Below are 23,155 nucleotides of genomic sequence, written 5' to 3' on the forward strand. Positions count from 1 at the left end.
CCGCCAGCAGATTCGCGCCGGCGGCCCCATGCACTCTGGCGCCATTGCGCCGCCGCGTCAGCCTCCGGAAAAGCTTGGTGGTCATTCCATCCGTGGGCGCCAACCCGGCGCCGGCGATTACATATAAAGAATTCTTTATGTGTTGATTGCGAAGCGCCGCCCGGAGTGCTAAAGGAAGCGCCGATCATGGGCGTCGTCGCGCCCGTCCAGACCTCACCAGAATATTCCGGGAACCCCACATGTCGCAGACCACCCACGATTACATCGTCAAGGACATCGCGCTGGCCGACTGGGGCCGCAAGGAAATCGCCATCGCCGAGAGCGAAATGCCGGGCCTGATGGCCACCCGCGAGGAATATGGCGCGTCGCAGCCTCTGAAGGGCGCGCGCATCGCCGGCTCGCTGCACATGACCATCCAGACCGCGGTGCTGATCGAGACGCTGAAGGCGCTCGGCGCCGACGTGCGCTGGGTGTCGTGCAACATCTACTCCACCCAGGATCACGCCGCAGCCGCCATCGCCGCAGCCGGCACGCCGGTGTTCGCCATCAAGGGCGAGTCGCTGACCGACTACTGGGATTACACCCGCAAGCTGTTCGAGTGGCATGACGGCGGCGTGCCGAACATGATCCTCGACGACGGCGGCGACGCCACCCTGTTCATCCACCTCGGCGTGCGCGCCGAGGGCGGCGACGTCGCCTTCCTCGACCAGGCCGGTTCGGAAGAAGAGGAAATCCTCTTCGCCCTCATCAAGAAAACCCTGACCGAGAAGCCGAAAGGCTGGTTCGGCGAGGTGGCGAAGTCCATCAAGGGCGTCTCCGAGGAAACCACCACCGGCGTGCACCGGCTCTACCAGATGGAGCGCGACGGCAAGCTGCTGTTCCCGGCCATCAACGTCAACGACAGCGTCACCAAGTCGAAGTTCGACAATCTCTACGGCTGCCGTGAGTCGCTGGTCGACGGCATCCGTCGCGGCACCGACGTGATGATGTCGGGCAAGGTGGCGTTCGTCGCCGGCTTCGGCGACGTGGGCAAGGGCTCGGCCGCCTCGCTGCGCCAGGCTGGCGCCCGCGTCATTGTCTCGGAAGTCGACCCGATCTGCGCCCTGCAGGCGGCGATGGAAGGTTATGAGGTCGCCACCATCGAAGACGCCCTGCCGCGCGCCGACATCTATGTCACCGCCACCGGCAACAAGGACATCATCACCGTCGATCACATGCGCCGCATGAAGGACCGGGCGATCGTCTGCAACATCGGCCACTTCGACAACGAGATCCAGGTCGCCGGCCTGAAGAACTTCAAGTGGCACAACATCAAGCCGCAGGTCGACGAGGTCGAGTTCGCCGACGGCAAGCGCATCATCCTGCTGTCCGAAGGCCGCCTTGTGAATCTCGGCAACGCCACCGGCCACCCGTCCTTCGTGATGTCGGCGTCGTTCACCAACCAGACCCTGGCGCAGATCGAGCTGTACACCCGCGCCGGCCAGTACGAGCGCAAGGTCTACACGCTGCCGAAGCACCTCGACGAGAAGGTCGCCCGCCTACACCTCGCCAAGATCGGCGTGAAGCTCACCCAGCTCACCGCCGAGCAGGCGTCGTATATCGGCGTGACGGTTGCAGGCCCCTACAAGGCCGACCATTACCGCTACTGAACGCTTTTGCAGAAAGCCTTGGCAAACGCGCTTGCAAAAGGCGCGCTGCGCGACGCCGGCGGGGTTTCCCGCCGGCGTTTTTGCTCCCGCCCTGCTTCGTGATCCCTTGCTTCGTGACGCCTGCCGTCGCTATGACTGGCTTCGCTCCGGACGCCGCCGCCGCCAGACATCGGGCGCCATGCGATCGGACAGGGCCCGAATTTTGTTCTGTCTCCTTGTTGTGACGCATGTTCCGGCCGTGCAGCAATATCTGCGCCGGCGGCGGGAGCTGTCGCGACTGATTCGGCCGCGACGGCGGAGCGACGCAATGTCCGGCGAGGCAGCCGCAGCTTCGCCGGATTGAAGAGGCGTCACATCACGAAACAGGAGCGCGCCCGCTTTTGCGGCGGTCGCGCGCCAGCTCGCGGGACGCCGCCCGCACACGCTTCAGGAGACGCACGGGGATGACCGGCCCGCGCCACGTCAGACGCAAGAGCCTTTACGAGCCGGGTCCCGTCGCGTCCGCCGGCCTGGCTCTCGCCACGCTGGCCCTGCCGGGACCGGCGCTGGCGGCGGAGGCCCAGACCGCGGGCTTCACTGACCCGGTGCGGCTCGCCCTGGTGGTGCTGGTCGTCGGCCTCGCCTTGTGTCTCGCGGTCACCGCCTGGTTTCACCGCGCCATGCGCAATCGCTGGCGCGACCGCATGCGCGCGATGGAACACGAGCTGCGCCATGCCCGGCTTGCCAACGCCCAGGCCGACGTCTTCATGGCCAGCGAGCCCCAGGCGCTGGTGTCCTGGCCCACGCCCGACGCCCAACCGCTGATCGAGAGCGACGGCCAGTTCGCCGCTTTCAACACGCCGCCGGGCCGGATTCTGGCCTTCGGCTCGTGGCTTGGTCCTTCCGACGCCCAGGCCATGGAGCAGGCGCTGACGCGGCTTCGGGACGCCGGCGCGCCCCTGTCGCTGACCCTGCGCGCCGGCGAGCGCTTCATTTCTGCGGAAGGTCGCATCGTCGCCGGCGCGCCGTCGCTCCGGCTGCGGGAGATTACCGGCGAGCGCGGCGCGCGGGCGAAGCTGGAGGACCAGCTCGCCGCCACCGATGGCGAGCTGGGCGCCGTCCGCGACATGCTTGACGAAATTCCCCAACCGGTGTGGGTGCGCGACCGGGACGAACGCCTGGTCTGGGCCAACGCCGCCTATGTGCGGGCGGTGGAGGCGGCCGACGTCGCGGCGGTGACCCGCGACAACCTTGAGCTGCTCGACCAGAACTCACGCGCGGACGCCCGCCGCCAGCGCGCCCAGGGCGCGCCGTGGCAGGCCAGGGTTCCCGCCGTCATCGCCGGCGACCGCCGCATCATGGAGATCGTCGAAACGCCGGGCGTCTCCGGCAGCGCCGGCATCGCCACCGACGTCTCCGAGCTGGCGCGCCTCCGCGACGACTTCGCCCGCCAGACCGAAGCCCACGCCCGCACCCTCGACCAGTTGCCGACTGGCGTGGCGATTTTCGACGGCAGCCGCCAGCTGATCTTCCACAACGCCGCCTACCGCCTGCTGTGGACCCTCGACCAGGACTGGCTGGAAAGCGGCCCCAGCGACGGCGACATTCTCGAACGGCTGCGCGCCTGGCGGCGACTGCCGGAGGAAGCGGACTTCCGACAGTGGAAGGCCCGGATTCTCTCCGGCTACACCACCGTGGAATCCCACGAACACTGGTGGCACCTGCCCGATGGACGCACGATCCGCGTCGTCATCAACCCCAACCCCCAGGGCGGCGTCACCTATCTCTATGACGACGTCAGCGAGCGCTTCCAGCTTGAGTCCCGCTACAATGGCCTGCTCGGCGTTCAGGGCGAGACCCTCGACACCCTGCGCGAGGGCGTGGCGGTGTTCGGCCCGGACGGACGCCTGCGCCTGTCGAACCCGGCCTTCGCCGCCTTGTGGCGCATCCCGCAGGAAGTGGTCTCGTCCGAGCCGCATATCGATGAGGTCGTCGCGCGCGCCCGAAAAACCGCTGGCGACGACGCCAGCTGGATGATGTTGCGCGACGCCGTGGTCGGTCTGGAAGACCGCACCGGCGGAACCTGCCGCATGGAAGGGCGCGCCGACGCCGAAACCGTCCTCGTGGTCGACTGCCGCATCGCCCCGCTGCCGGATGGCTCGACGCTGATCACCTTCACCAATGTCAGCGATTCGGTGCGCATGGAGCGCGCCCTGACCGAGCGCAACGAGGCGCTGCTGAAGGCGTCGCAGTTGCGCGACGATTTCGTGCACCACGTGTCGTACGAGCTGCGCTCGCCGCTGACCAACATCATCGGCTTCGTCGAGATGCTGGGCAACGGCATGATCGGCCCGCTCAACGATCGCCAGCGCGAATACGCCGACCATATCCTGCGCTCATCCACGGCGCTCAACGCCATTATCGACGACATTCTCGACCTCGCCACCATCGACAATGGCGAACTGGAGCTGACCCGCGAGCTGGTCGACGTGCGCGCCACCATCGCCGCCGCCACGCGCGGCGTCGAGGACCGGCTCGCCGAAGCTTCCATCGCCCTGCATGTTGAAGCGCCACCGGCGACGCCGGGCTTCGTCGCCGACAGCAAGCGTCTGCGCCAGGTGTTGTTCAACCTGCTTTCCAACGCCGTCAGCTTCTCGGAACGCCGCCAGAACATCTGGCTGAAGGTGCGCATGGACGGCGACTACATCCGCTTCGACGTCATCGACGAGGGCCATGGCATCCCGCCCGACGTCATCGACAAGGTGTTCGAGCGCTTTGAAAGCCACGCCCCGGACGCGCGCAGACGCGGCGTCGGCCTCGGCCTCTCCATGGTCCGCGCCTTCGTCGAACTGCATGGTGGCCGCGTCGAGATCAGTTCACAGCCCGGCGTCGGCACCCATGTGAGCTGCTTCTTCCCGGCTGGCGCTCCGGAAAGCCCCAGACCGAAGCAGGAGCCAGCGCAGGAACTGACCCAGGAGCGGGCTCACGAACCAGCTTCGCCTGCGCCTGCCCGGTCGGCGACGCCCGCGCCCTCCGGCGACGCCCCACCGCCGCCTGCGACGGGCGCGACACTGGCGAAGCCGCCACCTGATTGATATGACATGACAAACCGTCGCCGCGTCCCGCTTCTGGCCCATCATGGGCGGGCGCGCATCAACGTGCGCCTGGGGGCTGCAAGCATTTGCCGCCGGGAAGGAACTGGAAACCTTCACGGCGCTATTCTGTCCCCAGACTGACTGACATGTGACAGGCTGCGGCGTCCCGGAACAGGGACGGGACCGGCCGCCAGCCTCTCAGGAAACCGGATTGACCGTGTCGCTGACCTCCGCGCCAACCCACGCGTCCCCAGACGCCTCCCCAGCCCGGGATCTGCCCGCAACCGCGGCGCCCACAACGCCGTTGCAGACGGTGATACATTCCGCCCGGCCTGGCCCGCGCGCCAACCGGCGCGCCCACGCCGCCGACGCCGGGCGACATGGCTCCCAGGGCCCCTATGTCATCACCTGGACGGTGGACCTGCCCGACGAAGCGGCGACCCGGCATCTGGCGCTGATCCTGTCGGAAACCCTGAAACCGGGCGACATGATCACGCTGTCCGGCGATCTGGGCGCCGGCAAATCCACCCTGGCGCGCGCCCTGTTGCGCATTCTCGCCAATGATCCGGAGCTGGAGGCGCCGAGCCCCACATTCACCCTGATCCAGGAATACGAAACGCCGTTCGGCGAGGTGGCGCACGCCGACCTGTATCGCCTCTCCGGCGCTGACGATCTGGTCGAGCTCGGCTGGGAGGAAATCACCCGCCACGCCCTGACCATGGTCGAATGGCCCGATCGCGCCGGCGACATGCTGTCGCCCGACCGGCTCGACGTGCTGCTGCAGATGAATCCGGCCGGCGCCGAAGGCAGCCGCGTCGCCGTGCTCACCGGCCACGGCAAATGGGCCGGTCGCCTCGCCATGACGCGGGCCATCCGCACCGTGTTCCAGAAGGCCGGCTGGGACAAGGCGCGCCGCACTTTCCTGCAGGGCGATGCTTCCAGTCGCTCATATGAACGCCTGATCCGTCCCAATGGCCAGACCGCCGTGCTGATGGTGTCGCCGCGCCAGCCGGACGGCCCGCCGATCCGCCGCGGCAAGCCCTATAGCGCCATCGCCCACCTGGCCGAATCAGTGCACGCCTTCGTCGCCATGGCCAACGGCCTGCGCTCCCTGTCGATCAGCGCCCCCGCCATCCTTGGCCGCGACCTCGACGCCGGCGTGCTGCTGGTGGAGGATCTGGGCGCCCAGGGCGTGATCAATGAAAACGGGCCGATCCCCTCGCGCTACGAGGAGGCGGTGCGCCTGCTCGCCCGCATGCACGCCGTGCAGTTGCCGCACACCCTGCCGGTGAGCGACGGCGTCGACCATGTGATTCCGGCCTATGACATGGAGGCGCTGCAGATCGAGGTCGACCTGCTGCTCGACTGGTATGTGCCGGCGACGGTGCGGACCCTGCCGGCGCTGGCCCGCTCGCAGTTCACCGGCGCCTGGGTTGACGCGCTGCGTCCGGTCATCGCTGGCCCGCAGACCTGGACCCTGCGCGACTACCATTCGCCCAACCTGCTGTGGCTGCCAGAGCGGCAGGGTCTGCAGCGCATTGGCGTCATTGACTTTCAGGACGCAGTGCTTGGCCACCCGGCCTATGACGTGATGTCGCTGCTGCAGGACGCCCGGGTCACCGTGCCGCCGGCGCTGGAACTGCAATTGCTGCGCGCTTACGCCAGCGCGCGCGCCAACGATCCTGAATTCGACATGGCCGATTTCGCCGCCGCCTACGCCGTGCTCGGCGCCCAGCGCGCCACCAAGCTGCTCGGCATTTTCATGCGGCTGGACCGGCGCGACGGCAAACCGCAGTATCTGGCGCACCTGCCGCGCATCAAGCGCTACCTGCTGCGCAATCTGGCGCATCCAGCGCTGGCGCCGGTGAAAAAATGGTATGAAACCTATCTGATCCATGTGGTCGAGGGGGATTGATCCCCTTGCCGACGGCTGAGGGGGCGCCGCCAGTTCCCGCGCGCGCCGCCGCGCGGCCGGACATCCGGCCGCGCCAATGTCGCGCAGGGATGACGCATTCACCAAACTGACGCATCTTCCTGACAGGCAGGATGACCCGCTCCAGAAAACCGGACAACGGAGCCGGCCAGCGCGTTTGAAAACGGTCTCCCCGTTTGCGAAGCTTGCGCCAGGCTCCACAACGCCGTCCCGCACGCATGACAGACCCCGACATGACAGAAGCGCCATCCTCCGCCCCCCAATTGACCGCCGGACCTGGCGCCCCCGCTCCAACCCCACAGGCGCGGATCTCCCGCGCCATGGTGCTGGCCGCCGGACTCGGCAAGCGCATGCGGCCGATCACCACGACCACGCCCAAGCCGCTGGTCAGCGTCGGCGGCGCAGCGATGATCGATCGCCTGCTCGACCGGTTTGCCGAGGCCGGCGTCGCCGATGCGGTGGTGAACGTGCACTACCTGGCCGACCTGATCGAAACCCATCTGGCCCGCCGCAAGGGCGGCCCACGGATCACCATTTCGGATGAGCGCGACCGGCTGCTGGAAACCGGCGGCGGCGTGGTCCGGGCCCTGCCGCTGCTTGGCGACGCGCCGTTCCTGCTCGGTAATTCCGACAGCATGTGGATCGAGGGGCCGGTTTCCAACATCCGCCGCCTGACGGAGTTCTGGGACCCGGAGCGCATGGACGTCCTGCTGCTGCTCGCCGCCTCCGCTTCCAGCACTGGCTATGAGGGCCGGGGCGATTTCGCCATGGACGCCATGGGGTTGTTGCGCCGGTGCAAGGAGCGCGAGGTGACGCCGTTCGTTTACGCTGGCGTCGCCATCCTGAAGCCGGAACTGTTCGCGGGCGCGCCCGAGGGCGCTTTCTCCCTGAACCGCCAGTTTGACATGGCCCTCGCCAACGACCGGCTGTATGGGCTGCGCCTCGACGGGCACTGGCTGCACGTGGGCACCCCCGATGGCCTGCGGGAGGCGGAGGACGTCATCGCCCGCAGTCACCGCTAGCCGAAACAGGCCTGGTCCAGATCCATGGACCGCCGGCGTGGGCCCAGATTGGGGAAACCGGCCGCTGCGGCGCTGTCAGGCGCATTTTGCGCCAGTTCCGGGCGTTCCGCGGACTGGAGCTGTTGCTTCCCGGAAGCTGGGGGCGTGACCAGGCCCTGAAGGCTTGACCTGACCCTGAAGGCTTGACCTGGGCCTGAAGGCTTGACCTGGGCCTGGCGAGTCAGGCTCATTGGGCTCTGGCCCGATACGGAGAGCGACGTGCAAGAAACCGCCCCAGGCGATCTGTTCACCCGGGTCGCGCGGCCGCGCGTTTGCAGCATCGCGCCCGGCGCGCCGTTTTTGAGCACGCTGGCCGACAGCCTGCTGGATGGAACGTTGATCCCCGGCTTCCGGCCAGACGCCGAACCGCTTGGCCTCGCCACGGCGACAATTTTCCTGCCCACCCGCCGCGCTGCCCGCGCCCTGCAGGACATTCTGCTGCGCCGCTCCGGCCGCGACGCGCTGTTGCTGCCGCGCATCACGCCGCTGGGCGACGTCGACGACGATTTCGACCTCGCCAGCGAGCCCGGCGATGCAGAACCGCCCGGCGTGGAGAGCGCGGCCGGGTTCGCAACGGCGTTGTCAGGCGAAGCGCTGGCCCCGCCGATCCCGGCCATCGAGCGCCGGCTGATTCTCACCCGTCTGGTGCTCGGCTGGGCCCGGCAGGTAGACCGCGCCCTGCTGCGCCTCTCGGAAAACGAACCGCTGCTGGCGCCTGCCTCGCCGGCCGACGCGCTGGCGCTCGCCGGCGACCTGGAAAAGCTGATGGACCAGCTGACCACCCAGGGGGTGGACTGGGACGCGCTCGCCGCCGTGGTCGCGGCCCGCCACAGCGCCTGGTTCGGCATCACCCTGGAGTTCCTGCGCATCGTCCGCGACGCCTGGCCGGCGATCCTCGTCGAGCGCGGCGCCAGCGATCCGACGCTGCGTCGCCACGCCATGCTGCTGGCGGAGGCAGACCGGCTGATCCGCCAGCCGCCCCAGGGGCCGATGATCGTCGCCGGCTCCACCGGCTCGGCCCCCGCCACCGCCCGGTTGATCGCCGCCATCAGCCGGCTGCCGCGCGGCGTCGCGGTGCTGCCTGGGCTCGACCTCGATCTGGATGACGCCAGCTTCGCCCTCGTCGCAGGAGATGGCCCAACCGACGGAAAAGGCGACGGACGCGGTGATGAAACCGCCTTCAGCCACCCCCAGGCGATGATGGCCCGGCTGCTCAAGGTGATCGGCGTCAGCCGCCATGAGGTGACGCCGCTGGGCGCGCCGCCGCCAGGCGCCGTGGCGCGGCGGCGCCTGCTCAGCGAGGCGCTAAGGCCGGCCAGCACCACCGAACTGTGGGCCGGGCCGGGGCGGCGCCCGGACGCCACGAGCGTCGCGGCGGCGCTGGACGGCGTGGCGCTGGTTGAAGCCGCCGACGAGCGCGAGGAGGCGCTGGCCGCCGCCATCGCCATCCGCGAAATGCTGGAGCAACCTGAAGCAACGGTGGCTTTGATCACCCCGGACCGCGACCTCGCCGAGCGCGTCTGCGCCGATCTGAAGCGCTGGGGCGTCGAGGCTGACGATTCCGCCGGCAGCCCGCTGGCGCGAACCGGCGCCGGACGTTTCGCCCGGCTCGCAGCGGAAGCCGTCGCCAGCAATTGCGCCCCGCGCCAGCTCGTCGCCCTGCTGGCCCACCCGCTCGTCACCCTTGGCTGGCCACGCGCCGTCACGCGCCGCGTGGCGGCCGCCATGGAAATCGGCCTGTTGCGCGGCCCTGAACCGCCAGCCGGATTGCACGGCCTGCGCGCCATCCTTGAGGCGCGCCGCCAGGAGGCCAACGGAGCGTTCGCGTCACGCCCGCTGAAACGCCTGCGCGACAAGGACTGGGCGCGCGTCGCCGCCACCATCGACCGGCTGGAGCAGGCGTTGGCTCCCCTGCGCGAGGCGGCGGCCAGCGGCGATCTCGTCGCCATGCTGCGCGGCCATCGGCAAACGCTGCTGCGCCTTGCGGCGCAGGAGCCGGATGGACAGCAGACGGAGGGACCGAAAGCGGAAGGACAGGAAGCGGTTGCCACGACCATTCCCGCCCCGTTTCAGGAAAGCGCGGACGCAGTCGCCCTGCTGCAACTGTTCGATGACGTGGCCCTGGCGCACGATTGCGAATTGCCTGGCCGGCTGGAAGACTACCCGGCGCTGTTCGCCGGCCTCGCCAATAGCCGCATGGTGCGCAGCGAGGGCGATGGCCGTGGTCGCGGCGCCCATCGTCGCGTGCGTATTTTTGGTCTGCTGGAGGCCCGCCTGATCGAAGCCGACCGGGTGGTGCTGGGGGGGCTCGACGAGGCGGTGTGGCCTCCTGCGGCGCGCACCGACGCATTCCTCAACCGGCCGATGGCGGCGGCGCTGGGCATGCAGCCGCCCGAGCGGCGCATTGGCCAGACAGCCCATGATTTTGTCTCCGCCATGGGAACGCGCGATGTGGTCATCACCCGCGCCGCCAAGCGCGGCGGCGCGCCCACGGTGCCCTCGCGCTTCCTGCAGCGCATCAGGGCGCTGACCACCACGCCCGGCGCGCCTGCGGATAACGCCGCCGGAACCAGCAACGCATGGACGGAAGCCCTGGCGCGCGGCCAGCGCTTTCTCGACCTCGTCGCCCGGCTTGAGGAGCCGCCGCGCGTCGCGCCCCTGCGTCGTCCGGCCCCGGTTCCGCCAGTGGAGCTGGTTCCGCGATCACTGTCGGTCACCGAGGTGGAAACCCTGGTGCGCGATCCGTACGCCATCTACGCCCGCCACGTGCTCGGCCTTGATCCGCTCGATGAACTGGCGACGCCGCCTGGCGCTTCGGATCGCGGTTCGATCATCCATGAGGCGGTCGGCAAATTCGCCGAAACCTGGCCGACGCAACTGCCGTCCGATCCCCTGGCCGAACTGATGGCGCTGGGCGAAGACGCGTTTCGCGATCTGGAGGCCTATCCGGACGTGCGGGCGCAGTGGTGGCCGCGCTTCACCCGCATTGCCCAGGGCCACGTGCGCTGGGAGCGCCAGCGCCGCCCCGGTCTGGACCGCGTGCTGGCCGAGGTGAGCGGCCGGCTGGAAATCCCGCTCGGCAACGGCGACAGCTTCACCCTGCGCGGCCGCGCCGACCGCATCGAGATCGGCCGCGACGGCGTCATGACCATCGTCGACTTCAAGACCGGGCAATCGCCCACCGCCAGGGAAGTGTTCGCCGGTTTCGCGCCGCAGCTCACCCTGGAGGCGCACATGCTGCGCCAGGGGGCTTTCCCGGAAGCGCCCGCCGGAGCCTGGCCGGTCAATCTGACCTATGTGCAGATGAGCGGCGGCGAGCCGCCGCTGACAGAAAAGCCGGTGAAGCCGGGCAAAGATGAGACCCGCAGCGTTGACGACATCATCCGCGCCCACGCCGGGGGTTTCGTGAAATTGATCAGCCGCTATCGCGCCGGCGGCGCGGCCTGGCCGGCCCGGCCCTACGCCAAATACGCCAGACGCTATAACGATTACGACCATTTGGCTCGTGTGCGCGAATGGGCCCGGGCCGGCGGGGAGGATGCGGAATGAGCGACCTCGCCCCTCCTGGCGCCATGCCAGATCCGGTCAGCCGCGCCACGGAAGCCCAGCGTCTCGCCGCCGATCCATTCATCTCCGCCTTCGTGTCAGCCAACGCCGGCTCCGGCAAGACCAAGGTGCTGGTCGACCGGGTGCTGCGACTGCTGCTGGAAGGCGCCGCCCCTGGCCGCATCCTCTGTCTCACCTACACCAAGGCGGCGGCGGCCCACATGGCGGTGAAGGTTTTCGATCGCCTCGCCGGCTGGGTCGGGCTGGACGACGCCGCGCTGGCCGCCGAACTGACGCGACTGGAAGGCCGGCGCCCGGCGCGCGCCCGGCTCGACGCCGCGCGCCGCCTGTTCGCCCGCGCCGTCGAAACCCCCGGCGGCCTGAAGATCGAGACCATTCACGCCTTCTGCGAGCGGGTGCTGCATCTGGCTCCGTTCGAAGCCAATGTGCCGGCCCGGTTTGAGGTTCTGGACGAGGCCGCCAGCGAGGAAATCTTCACCCAGGCCCGTCGCGCCGTGCTCACCATGGCGGCGCGGGGCGAAGACCCCGGCCTTGGCGACGCCCTGACCATCGTCAGCCTCGCCGCCGCCGGCGACGCTTTCGACGCCGCCCTGCGCGCCGCCATCCGCCAGGCCCGCCAGTTGCGCGAGGACGCCGCAAGCCACGCCGACGCCATGGCGGCGCTGGCGCTGACGCTTGGCCTGCGCCCCGGCGAAACCCTGGCCGGCATCGAACGGGCCATGCTGCACGACGGCTACGGGCCCGATGAATGGCCTGACCTGGTCACGGCCCTGTCGGCCGGCTCGAAGAACGACCAGAAGCTGGCCGATACGCTGCGCGCTGCTTCGGCTTCCGGCGACGAAGCCGAGCGCCTCGGCCTCTACCTCGACGTGTTCTTCAAATCGGACGGCGAGCCGCGCGCCGACAAGGGCTTTCCGACCAAAAGCGTTGACCCCGCCGTCGCCGGGGCCCTGCGCGCCGAGCGCGACCGGCTGGCGGAACTGGAGGACCGGCGACGCGCCGCCAGGGTCCTGCAACGCACTGACGCCCTGTTGACCCTGGCCGAAGCCATCGCCGGACGGGTCGAAGCCATCAAGCACGGGCGCGGGGCCCTCGATTTCGACGATCTGATCGGCAAAACCCGCACGCTGCTGCTGCGCTCCGACGCCGCGAGCTGGATCCTGCACAAGCTCGACGCCGGCATCGACCACGTGCTGGTCGATGAGGCGCAGGACACCAACCCGGCCCAGTGGGACATCCTGCGCGCCCTCACCGGCGAGTTCAGCGCCGGCGAGACCGTCGACGCCGCCGGCCGGCTGCGCCGCACCGTCTTCGCCGTCGGCGACCCCAAGCAGTCGATCTATGGCTTCCAGGGCGCCGAGCCCCGCGCCTTCGCCGACAGCGAGCGCCACTACCGCAAGGCGCTGGCCGATGTCGGCGCCCGCTTCGAGAGCGTGCCCCTCAACGTCTCGTTCCGCTCGGCGCCCGCCGTGCTCGCCGCCGTTGATCTGGTGTTCGGCGTGGCCGAGCACTTCGCCGGCCTCGCTTTTGACGAGGGCGACGGCGCCCGCGCCGGCACGGTGCATGAAACCAGCCGCATCGGCCAGCACGGCCGCGTGGAAATCTGGGAGCCCGTCGTCGCTGACGAGGACGCGGAGCCCGAGGCCTGGGACGCGCCGGTGGACGCGCCCGATCCCACCTCACCCGCCGTCGCCCTCGCCGGCCGCATCGCCGACGAGATCGCCAGGCTGACCCGCGACGGTGATGAAACCGGCCGGCGCACGCTCCCCGGCGAAGCCCTGGTGCTGGTGCGCAAGCGCGGCGCCCTGTTCGACGCCATCATCAGCGCCCTGAAGGCAGCGGGTCTGAAGGTCGCCGGCGCCGACCGCCTGACCCTTGGCGACCATATCGCCGTGCTCGACCTGCTGGCGGCCGGACGCGCCGCGCTGCTGCCCGAGGACGACCTGACCCTCGCCGCCTTCCTGAAAACCCCGCTCGCCGGCCTCGACGACGACGATCTGATGGCCATCGCCGCCCGGCGCGGCCCCCTCTCCCTGCATGCGGCGCTGGTTGAAAAAGCGGAGAGCAACGACGCCGCGCGGCGTGGGCTCGCACTTTTGCGCACGCTGCGGAAGCTGGCCGGGGAACGCGGCGCCTTCGGCTTTTACGCCACCCTGCTCGGCCCCATGGGCGGTCGCACGGCGCTGGTCGCCCGGCTGGGCGCCGAGGCCGGCGACGCCATCGATGAGTTTCTTGCTCTGGCGCTGGGGCACGAGCGCCAGGCGACGCCCTCGCTCGCCGGCTTCATCGCCCGCTTCGGCGACGCCGCCCACGACGTCAAACGCGACATGGACGAATCGCGCGGCGAAATCCGCGTCATGACTGTGCACGGCGCCAAGGGGCTGGAAGCGGACGTCGTGGTGCTGGCCGACGCCTGCCGCTTCAACGCCCGCCCGCCCGCCGTCCTGCCGCTGGAGGTGCGCATCAACGGCCGTTTCACGCCGCTGCCGGTGTGGCTGCCGGCCGCCGCCGCCCGCCCCGCCGCCCTGCGCGAGGCCGCCGGGGCCGAAGCCTCGCGCGAGCGCGAGGAGCACAACCGCCTGCTGTATGTGGCGCTGACCCGGGCGCGCCGACGACTGATCGTCGCCCCCTATTTCGCCCGCAACCAGAAGACCCTGCCGCCGGACAGCTGGTACGGCATGGTCGATACGGCGTTCGCCGCGGCCGACACGGTGCAGAGCATCGCCGACCCGGGTAGCGGCGCCGTCACCCGCGTGCTGGCCAGCGGCCGCGCCGTCGCCGCGCCGGCGGACGCGCCGGAGCCACGCCAGCTGGCGCCAGCGCCCGACTGGCTGTTCGCCCCCGCCGCCCGCGAGGAGCCGCCAGCCGCGCCCATCAGCCCCTCACGCGCCGCGCCGGAGCTGCGACCGGGCGCAAGCGCGCTTCCGGCAGGAAAGACCCCGGAGGCGGAAACCACAGGAGCCGAAAGCGCGCGGGCGGAAACCGCACGGACGCGAGAAGCGGCGCGCTTTGCCGGTTCACTGCTGCACACGCTGCTGGAACATTTGCCCGCCGCGCCCGCGAACGACCGGGCGGCGCTCGCCCAGCGCTATGTGGCGCGCCGCGCGGCGATGCTGACCCGGGGCGATCCGGCGTTTCTGGAGCCGGAGCGCCAGGCATGGATCGTTGACAGCGCCCTTCGCCTCGTCGCCGCGCCGGAGCTGGCCCCCCTGTTTGGGACCCACGCCATCGCCGAGGCGCCGATAGCCGGCAGCGTTCACCTGCCCGGGCGCGGCCCGATGGCGGTCACAGGCCAGATCGACCGGCTGGCGGTGACCGCCGACACGGTGTGGCTGGCCGATTTCAAACTGGCCAGCCTTGCTGGCGACGCGGCCCCGCCCCAGGCCTATGTGACGCAGCTGGCGCTCTACGCCGCCCTGCTGCGCCAGGCGTGGCCGGATCGCACCGTCAGGCCGTTGCTGGTCTATGCTGGCGGCCCACGCATTCTGGAACTGGAGGAGGCGGCGTGCGCCGCGGCGCTGGCCAGCCTGTAAGCTTCAGGCCGTCCGCAAACCGCCGCATGACGTACGGACATGTCTGATTTGAAGGGCCGCCGACCTTGACCCTCTCCCGGGGGCTACCTAGCTTCCAGCAGACATACAGACACGAGTCGCGAGCCCACTCGCGGAAAGGCATGACATGGCGACCGCAAAAGTCACTGACGCGACCTTCGAGGCCGACGTTCTCAAGTCCAGCGTTCCGGTTGTCGTCGATTTCTGGGCGGAATGGTGCGGCCCTTGCCGCATGATTGCCCCGGCGCTCGAGGAAATCTCCGGCGAGCTCGGCGACAAGGTGCGCATCGTCAAGCTGAACATCGACGAAAATCCGGCCGTCGCCGCCCAGCTCGGCATCCGCTCGATCCCGACCCTGATGGTGTTCAAGGACGGCAAGCTGGCGTCGCAGAAAGTCGGCGCCGCGCCAAAGGGCGACCTGTCGCGCTGGATCCAGACCTCGGTCGCCTGACCCCCAGCCACACAGCCAGAGGGCGAGGCTGGCTCCGGCTTCGCCTGCGGGAGCAACAACGCTCCAGCCACGTCAATGCCCGCACCTGTTGCGGGCATTCGTGTTTGGCGGCCGACGCAACCGTGGCGGCGGCGTTTTCGCAGGTGACCACAACAGGCCCGGTCATGGCGCGAGAGCCATACTCCCGGGGAGCGGTTCGCTGCGGGCGCGGCTTCGGAGGGCAGGATGCCGGCGAAAATGACGTCGACGGAAATGACGCCGCCGAAAATGGCAGTGACTGCCCCCAACCGGCGGCCGGTCAATCTTCGCCTCAGACCGGCGGCGTGCCGTTCGCCGCCAGCACCTCGCCAGCCAGGTACAGCGAGCCAGCGATCAGGATGCGCGGCGGGCGGGCCCAGACGCGCCGGCCTGTGGCGATCAGCGCCGCTTCCACGCTGGTCGCCGTTTCGGCGCGCATGCCGGCGGCCAGCGCCATCTGCGCCACCTCGGCCGCCGTGCGCGCCGCCATCTGACCCGGGATCGGCACGGCGATGACGTCGCGCGCCAACCCGGCGAATGGCGCCAGGAAGCCCTCGCCGTCCTTTGTGCCGAGCATGCCGACAATCATCACCAGCGGCGCCGGGCTGCGCTCTTCCAGATCGGCCAGGGCTGCGGCAATGGCGCGGCCGCCGTCCGGATTATGGCCGCCGTCCAGCCAGATTTCCGCGCCGGCCGGCGCCAGCGACAACAACCGGCCGTCGCGCAGCCGCTGCATGCGCGCCGGCCATTCGGCCCCGAGCAGCCCGCGTTCAATGGCGGCGTCCGACAGGTTGGTCATGCCGGCGGCGCGCAACGCGGCGATGGCCGCGCCGGCGTTAACGTGCTGGTGGCGGCCGCCGAGGCGCGGCAGCGGCAGATCGAGCAGGCCGTTGATGTCCTCGTAGATCAGCCGTCCGTTTTCCTCGCGCGCCTGAAAATCCTGACCGCCAACGAACGGGATCGCGCCGACGCGCAGCGCGGCTTCCTCCAGTTCGCGACTGACGTCGCGCGGCTGGGCGGCGATGATCGCCGGGCAGTCGGCCTTGAACACGCCCGCCTTTTCACGGGCGATGGCCAGCACGTCCGTGCCGAGAAACTCGGCGTGATCCTGCGACACCGGCGTGACGATCGCCGCGACCGGAGCGTCGATGACATTGGTGGCGTCGTAGCGTCCGCCAAGCCCGACTTCGAGCAGGAGCACGTCAGCCGGGTGTTCGCTGAACAGCTTCAGCGCCGCGGCGGTGGTGATCTCGAATACGGTGATCGGCTGGCCGGCGTTGACCTGCTCACAGGCGCGCAGCGCCTCCACCAGCACGTCCTCGTCGACGAAGACGCCTGGCCCGCCGCGCCGGCCGAGGCGGATGCGTTCGTGAAAACGCACCAGATGCGGCGAGGTATAGACATGAACTGCGAGGCCCGCCGCCTCGAGAATCGCCCGCATGAAAGCGATGGTCGAACCCTTGCCGTTGGTGCCGGCGACATGGATGACTGGCGGCAGGCGCTTTTCCGGCGAACCGAGCGCGGTCAGCAAATGGCGGATCCGGTCCAGCGACAGGTCGATGGCCTTCGGATGCAGGCCAAGAAATCGCGCGATCAGAGCGTCCGAAGTATCGCCGCCCGTCTGGCCCTGGCTCATGTGCAGCGTCCTGCCTGTCAGCCAGCCGTCGCCTCGGCCGGCGCATCGGCGCGGGCAATGGCGTCGCCGTCATCGCGCGCTGGCTGCTTCATCAGCAGGCGGCACAACCGGGCGATGGTGGCCTTCAGCTCATGGCGGTGCACGACCATGTCGACCATGCCGTGCTCCTTGAGATATTCGGCGCGCTGGAACCCTGGCGGCAGTTTCTCGCGGATGGTCTGCTCGATGACGCGCGGCCCGGCGAAGCCGATCAGCGCCCCTGGCTCGGCAATGTGAACGTCGCCCAGCATGGCGTAAGAGGCGGTGACGCCGCCGGTGGTCGGATTGGTCAGCACGACGATATAGGGCAGGCCCGCCGCGCGCAGGCGCCGCACCGCCACCGTGGTGCGCGGCATCTGCATCAGCGAGAACATGCCTTCCTGCATGCGGGCGCCGCCCGATGCTGCGAACAGCACGCAGGGCGTGTGACGGGCGACGGCGGTTTCCAGCGCCGTGACCACGGCCGCGCCGGCGGCCATGCCCAGCGAGCCGCCCATGAAGTCGAAGTCCTGCACGGCGACGACCATCTGGGCGCCTTCCACGGCGCCAGCGCCAACCCGAACCGCGTCGACAGCGCCGGTCTTGGTCCGGGCGTCGCGCAGGCGATCGACGTACTTTTTCTCGTCGCGGAATTTCAGCGGATCAAGCGGCGCCTCGGGAAAGGAGATTTCCTCCCAGGTCTCTTGGTCGAACATCGCCTTCAGCCGCGCTGTCGCCGACATGCGCAGATGGAAATCCGAACCTGGAATGACGAACTGGTTGGCTTCCACTTCCTTGTGGAACACCATCTGCCCGGTCTCCGGGCACTTGATCCAGAGGTTCTCGGGTACTTCCCGCTTGAACAGCGTCTTGATTTTCGGCCGGACGACGTCGGAAATCCAGTTCATGAACCCTTGACCTTCTGCGTCGCTCCAGCCGGAGACGCTCCATGCCAGAACCGCCAGCGGCAGCGGCTCTGGATCATGCTCCTGAGGCGTTTTCCTGCGAAACGGCGACCGCGTCGCATCCGGAAAACCCATCATATCAACAAGGCAGAGCAAAACGCCGGTTCAACCCGATCGCATTCCGCCCTGCGCAAGAGCCCTCAATAAAGGGGGCAATCGCGCAATTTCAAGGCGGCCGCCGGATGGCGACCGCAATTCACCAGCCGCGACCGCGTCCTCACGCGCGCCCGGCGCGCACGCCCCGGGCCAGCTCGCCCACCAGCGAGATCACCGCATCATGCGTTGCGGCGGTCGCCCTGCCGTCGCCATCCAGCGAGGCGCGGATGCGATCGACCAGCGCCGAGCCCACCACCACGCCATCGGCGCCCGTGGCCGCCACCGCCGCCGCGTGTTCAGCGTTCTTGACGCCGAAGCCCACCGCCACCGGCAGCCTTGTATGCTGCTTGATGCGGGCGATGGCCGCGCCGACCTGGCCGAAATCTGGCGTCGCCGAGCCGGTGATGCCGGTGATCGAGACGTAGTACACGAAGCCCGCCGTATTGGCGAGAACCACCGGCAGGCGCACGTCGTCCGTCGTCGGCGTCGCCAGGCGGATGAAGGCGAGCCCGGCCTGCAGCGCCGGCAGGCACAGCTCGTCGTCCTCCTCCGGCGGCAGATCGACGACGATCAGCCCGTCTACCCCCGCCGCCCTGGCGTCGGCGAGGAACCGCTCCACCCCATAGACGTAGATGGGGTTGTAATAGCCCATCAGGATGATCGGGGTCGCCTGGTCGATTTCGCGGAAGCGGCGCACCAGCTCCAGGGTGCGGATCTGCGTCTGCCCCGCCTTGAGGGCGCGCAGGCCCGCGGCCTGGATCGACGGGCCGTCAGCCATCGGATCGGTGAACGGCATGCCGATCTCGATCACGTCGGCGCCCGCCGCCGGCAGGGCTGAAATAATCCCGACCGAGGCGTCAAAATCCGGATCGCCCGCCGTCAGGAAGGTCACCAGGGCGGCGCGACCTTCAGCCTTGCAGGCGGCGAAGCGCGCGTCGATGCGGGCCACGCCCGTTGCGGCGCCCGGCTGCGCTGGCGCAGCGGCCGCCATTTTTGCTTCCACCGCGCTCATGCCCGTGCTCCGCCTGTGTTGCCGTCCAGATTGGGGCCAAGCATCTCGGCCACCTGGGGAACGTCCTTGTCGCCGCGACCCGAGAGAGAGACGACCATGAGATGATCCTGCGGCATCTGCGGCGCCAGCTCGATGACGCGGGCGATGGCGTGCGACGGCTCCAGCGCCGGAATGATGCCTTCGAGGCGGGTCAGCAACTGGAACGCCGCCAGCGCCTCATCATCGGTCGCGCTGAGATAATTGACCCGGCCGACGTCGTGCAGCCAGGCGTGCTCCGGACCAATGCCGGGATAGTCAAGGCCAGCGGAGATGGAGTGGGCCTCGGTGATCTGGCCGTCGGCGTCCATCAGCAGATAGGTGCGGTTGCCGTGCAGCACGCCCGGGCGGCCGCCGGCGATCGACGCGGCGTGCATGCCCGATGAAATGCCGTGGCCAGCCGCCTCGACGCCATAGATGGCCACCTCCGGATCGTCGAGGAACGGGTGGAACAGGCCCATGGCGTTGGAGCCGCCGCCGATGCAGGCGATCAGGCTGTCGGGCAGCCGCCCTTCAGCCGCCAGCATCTGCTCGCGGGTTTCATTGCCGATGATCGACTGGAAATCGCGCACCATGGCCGGATAGGGGTGCATGCCCGCGACCGTGCCGATGCAATAGAAGGTGCTGTCGACGTTGGTCACCCAATCGCGCATCGCCTCGTTCATGGCGTCCTTGAGGGTGCGCGAGCCAGATTCCACCGGAACGACCGTGGCGCCAAGCATGCGCATGCGGAAGACGTTCGGCATCTGCCGCTCCACATCCACCGCGCCCATGTAGACGACGCAGTCGAGGCCGAAGCGGGCGCAGAGCGTGGCGGTGGCGACGCCATGCTGGCCGGCGCCGGTCTCGGCGATAATGCGCTGCTTGCCCATGCGCCGGGCCAGCATGATCTGGCCCAGCACATTGTTCACCTTGTGCGAGCCGGTGTGGTTCAGTTCTTCGCGCTTCAGATAGATTTTGGCGCCGCCATCGCGACCAGCCTTGCGGGCCCCGGCGCGCAGATGCTCCGTCAGGCGCTCGGCGTAATAGAGCGGGCTCGGCCTGCCGACATAGGTGGCCAGATGGCGCTGCATCTCGGCGTGAAATTCCGGATCGGCCTTGGCCTCAGCCCACGCCGCCTCCAGTTCGTGCACCAGCGGCATCAGCGTCTCGGCGACGAACTGGCCGCCGTGCAGGCCGAAGCGGCCGCGGGCGTCGGGACCGCTGCGATAGGAATTGGGCCGTTGCCCCGCCTGCGGCGAAGCGGAGTGGGAATGAGCGCTCACGCAACCGGTTCCTTCATGCTCGGGCGCGACGGAGCCGCGCCGACTGCCGCGCGAATAAACGCGCCGACAAGCGCCGCGTCCTTGACGCCTGGCGCATTCTCTACCCCCGACGAGACGTCAACGCCAGTCAGGGACGCCTGCCCGGCGAGGCCAGAGATGGCGTCGGCGACGTTATCCGGACGGAGGCCGCCCGACAGCAGGAACGGCGGCAGTCGCGGATCGCGCGCCAGCGCCCAGTCGAAGGCCACGCCATTGCCGCCGGGGCGGGTGGCGTCGCGCGGCGGCCGGGCGTCAAGCAGCAGCAGATCGGCGGCGTCATGGGTCAGGGCCTGCGCAACGTCTTCCGGACCGGAGACGCCAATCGCCTTGATGAGGCCAATGTCATGCGCCGCCTGGATCTCCGCCACCCGTTCCGGGGTTTCGGCGCCATGGAGTTGCAGCCAGTCGGGCTTCACCTCTTCCACAATGCGGGCCACCGTATCGTCATCCGGGTCAACCGCCAGCACCACGCTCTGCGCCTGGCCCTGCCCCCGCGCCCTGGCGACCAGCCGGGCCGCGTCAACGAGCTCCAGGTGCCGTGGACTACGGGCGAAGTGGACAAAACCGACCATGTTCGCGCCTGCCGCCAGGGCCGCGTCCAGCGTCGCCGCGTCGCGCAGGCCGCAAATCTTCACCAGAAACGTCATCTGCGCTCCCCGAGCATGGTCAAACCCGCCTGAACGGCTCCCGCCCGTGAGGACGCCGGAAAACGTCCGGGAGGGGCCCACGTCGCCTGAACAAACCGCGCGACGCAGCCTGGAGCAAAGTTCCGGCTCCGCATGACCGAATTATGCTCTTGCCAACGGTGTGGCCGGGTTCGCATGACTTCTGGCCATTGTCCACCGCGACGTTCTTTCCCCGACAGGCGCCGCTCCGACAAAACCGCGCCAGGGCAGGATCGGTTCATCCTGGCGTGGAGTTTCGCCCTATCCATTTGAACTGGCGAAATTATCCACTTGATTGAAGAACGCTCCGTCACAGGAAACGGGCTGCCGTCCCCGCGTTCCGGAAACATGCGCGCCCTTCCCGTCGGCCTGATGGTCCAGAGCGAACCTGTCCGCGACCGTCACATGGCGCAAAATGTCGCATGTAGCGCGGCAGGCGGCCGACCTCATTGTGACGGCTTCATGACAGTGCGCGTGCGGAACGAATTGTATAACAAATACTTGCCGGCGGACATCAGCGCGACTCGGCCGCCAGACGCGCGCGACGCCGGTTTCAGATTGCGCCCGGGAGGCCCGTTCCGCTCACGGAAATCTCAACATCCGGCATTTTTTGTAAAAAATTTCGTTGCAAATGATACCAGCCCGGGTAGTCTCACCCCCGAAAAGAAAAAAGGGCCGCGCACAAAGCGCCGCCCTTGAAGTCTAGGGAGGAAACGCCCACGGAGGGCATGCAGCAAGTGCTGCAAGTCAACTGATAGGGCGCGTCGCAAAATGGCGCAACTAAAATCATGGCAGCATCGCTGCCATTTTTTGTGCTGTGTGCCCAAGGACACACCCAAAGGACACGGCGCAGAGCCCTGAACATGGCGCGGACGTCTGCCCCGCCTCGCGCCATCCCTGGGCAAAAACCTGTGGCGGCAACAAAAAAGCGGCCCGAAAGGCCGCGTTTTGTTTTTTCGGGCGCCGCACCGTGTGTGCCCAATGTTCAGGCACACCCATGGAATGCGCTTTCCGCGCCCATCGCTCCCTGAACAGTCTCAGGCCAACCCCAATGAACCTGCGCGCTGGAGCCTGGCCACCGGTTTGTGGCGAAGCCCGACCGGCGCCGGAGTTTTGCGGACCGCCGATGCGCCAGCAGATTCGCTAATCTGGCGTCAGGCCTCCTCGACCTGCGCCTGTGCGTCTTCCTGCGCCTTCAGTTCGGACGTGCGCGGCATGGCGATGATATTGTATCCGCTGTCCACGTAGTGAATCTCGCCAGTGACGCCCGACGACCAGTCCGACAGCAGATACAGCGCCGACTTGCCAATCTCCTCGATTGACACCGAGCGCCGCAGCGGCGCGTGCGCCTTCTGGTAGTTGAACATCAGCCGGGCGTCGTTGACGCCGGCCCCGGCCAAGGTGCGCACCGGCCCGGCGGAAATGGCGTTGACGCGCACCGCATCCGGCCCGAAGTCGGAGGCGAGGTAACGCACGCTCTGCTCGAGCGCCGCCTTGGCGACGCCCATGACGTTGTAATTCGGCATGACCCGGTTGGCCATGAAGCTCAGGGTCAGCATCGCGCCGCCATCCGGCATCATCGCCGCCGCCCGTTTGGCGATCTCGGTGAACGAGAAGCAGGAGATCACCATCGTGCGCGAGAAATTGGCGCGGGTGGTGTCGGCGTAGCGCCCCTTCAGCTCGTTCTTGTCGGAGAAGGCGATGGCGTGAACGAGGAAATCGATCTTGCCCCATTTTTCCTGCAGGGCGGCGAATACGGAATCGACGCTGTCGATGTCCTCAACGTCGCAGGGCAGCAGCACATCAGCGCCAAGGGACGCCACCAGCGGCGCGACCCGCTTGCGCAGGGAATCGCCCTGATAGGTGAAAGCCAGTTCGGCGCCTTCGGCGGCCAGGGCCTGGGCGATGCCCCAGGCGATCGAATGGTTGTTGGCAACGCCCATGATGAGGCCGCGCTTGCCCGCCATCAACGCCATGTGTCGTCCTCTCCATGCGGCCGCCGCCGGCGACGCGCCAATTTGCAACGGGTCCGGTCAGGAAGCTGCCTGAACTGCGGAAGCCGCGCCAGTTTCAAATCCAGAAGGCGCGCACGCCAGGCATTTCCGTGAAAGGTAGACGT

At 68.7% G+C, this 23,155-nt stretch carries 13 protein-coding genes; 7 read left to right on the forward strand and 6 right to left on the reverse strand.

What is annotated here, in order from left to right:
• The first annotated feature begins 239 nt into the window (after positions 1-239).
• The 7 genes from ahcY (at position 240) to trxA (ending at position 15,286) form a co-directional block, all read left to right on the forward strand.
• Positions 240-1,649 carry an adenosylhomocysteinase gene (gene ahcY / locus IE243_RS15545; protein WP_191320313.1) on the forward strand — a complete coding sequence of 470 codons (1,410 nt, stop codon included), beginning with the start codon at positions 240-242 and terminating at the stop codon, positions 1,647-1,649.
• 443 nt (positions 1,650-2,092) lie between these two features.
• Complete coding sequence (locus tag IE243_RS15550) at positions 2,093-4,723, forward strand: sensor histidine kinase (RefSeq protein WP_191320314.1); 2,631 nt, start codon at positions 2,093-2,095, stop codon at positions 4,721-4,723.
• Between the two features lie 217 nt (positions 4,724-4,940).
• Complete coding sequence (gene tsaE, locus IE243_RS15555) at positions 4,941-6,638, forward strand: tRNA (adenosine(37)-N6)-threonylcarbamoyltransferase complex ATPase subunit type 1 TsaE (RefSeq protein ID WP_308432063.1); 1,698 nt, start codon at positions 4,941-4,943, stop codon at positions 6,636-6,638.
• A 338-nt stretch (positions 6,639-6,976) separates the two neighbouring features.
• Positions 6,977-7,678, forward strand: a complete 702-nt coding sequence (locus IE243_RS15560) for a nucleotidyltransferase family protein (protein WP_244643216.1) — start codon at positions 6,977-6,979, stop codon at positions 7,676-7,678.
• 258 nt (positions 7,679-7,936) lie between these two features.
• On the forward strand, positions 7,937-11,266 hold the full coding sequence (addB, locus tag IE243_RS15565; RefSeq protein ID WP_244643210.1) for a double-strand break repair protein AddB: 3,330 nt from the start codon (positions 7,937-7,939) through the stop codon (positions 11,264-11,266).
• Positions 11,263-14,817 carry a double-strand break repair helicase AddA gene (addA, locus tag IE243_RS15570; RefSeq protein ID WP_191320316.1) on the forward strand — a complete coding sequence of 1,185 codons (3,555 nt, stop codon included), beginning with the start codon at positions 11,263-11,265 and terminating at the stop codon, positions 14,815-14,817. Before addB ends, addA begins: the two co-directional genes overlap by 4 nt.
• A gap of 145 nt (positions 14,818-14,962) precedes the next feature.
• Positions 14,963-15,286 (forward strand): thioredoxin, encoded by a 324-nt coding sequence (trxA, locus tag IE243_RS15575; RefSeq protein ID WP_191320317.1) that lies wholly within the window; start codon positions 14,963-14,965, stop codon positions 15,284-15,286.
• A gap of 310 nt (positions 15,287-15,596) precedes the next feature.
• Here the strand turns inward: trxA and IE243_RS15580 are convergent, their stop codons facing one another.
• The 6 genes from IE243_RS15580 to fabI all read right to left on the reverse strand — a co-directional run bounded on the left by IE243_RS15580 (position 15,597) and on the right by fabI (position 23,012).
• Complete coding sequence (locus IE243_RS15580) at positions 15,597-16,940, reverse strand: bifunctional folylpolyglutamate synthase/dihydrofolate synthase (protein ID WP_191320318.1); 1,344 nt, start codon at positions 16,938-16,940, stop codon at positions 15,597-15,599.
• Positions 16,941-16,957: 17 nt separating this feature from the next.
• On the reverse strand, positions 16,958-17,866 hold the full coding sequence (gene accD, locus IE243_RS15585) for an acetyl-CoA carboxylase, carboxyltransferase subunit beta (protein WP_191320319.1): 909 nt from the start codon (positions 17,864-17,866) through the stop codon (positions 16,958-16,960).
• A gap of 274 nt (positions 17,867-18,140) precedes the next feature.
• Positions 18,141-19,010: a tryptophan synthase subunit alpha gene (gene trpA, locus IE243_RS15590; protein ID WP_191320364.1), complete on the reverse strand. Its 870-nt coding sequence runs from the start codon at positions 19,008-19,010 to the stop codon at positions 18,141-18,143.
• Between the two features lie 17 nt (positions 19,011-19,027).
• On the reverse strand, positions 19,028-20,332 hold the full coding sequence (gene trpB, locus IE243_RS15595; protein ID WP_191320320.1) for a tryptophan synthase subunit beta: 1,305 nt from the start codon (positions 20,330-20,332) through the stop codon (positions 19,028-19,030).
• The gene (locus IE243_RS15600; protein ID WP_191320321.1) at positions 20,329-21,018 is read right to left on the reverse strand and encodes a phosphoribosylanthranilate isomerase; all 690 of its coding nucleotides are present in this window, start codon (positions 21,016-21,018) and stop codon (positions 20,329-20,331) included. The genes trpB and IE243_RS15600 overlap by 4 nt, the downstream gene beginning before the upstream one ends.
• 1,172 nt (positions 21,019-22,190) lie before the next feature.
• A complete protein-coding gene (fabI, locus tag IE243_RS15605) occupies positions 22,191-23,012 on the reverse strand; it encodes an enoyl-ACP reductase FabI (protein WP_191320322.1) in 822 nt (273 codons plus the stop codon).
• Between the last annotated feature and the right edge of the window lie 143 nt (positions 23,013-23,155).

The organism is Camelimonas fluminis, from assembly GCF_014656355.1.
In the GTDB taxonomy this organism is placed as follows: Bacteria; Pseudomonadota; Alphaproteobacteria; order Rhizobiales; family Beijerinckiaceae; genus Camelimonas; species Camelimonas fluminis.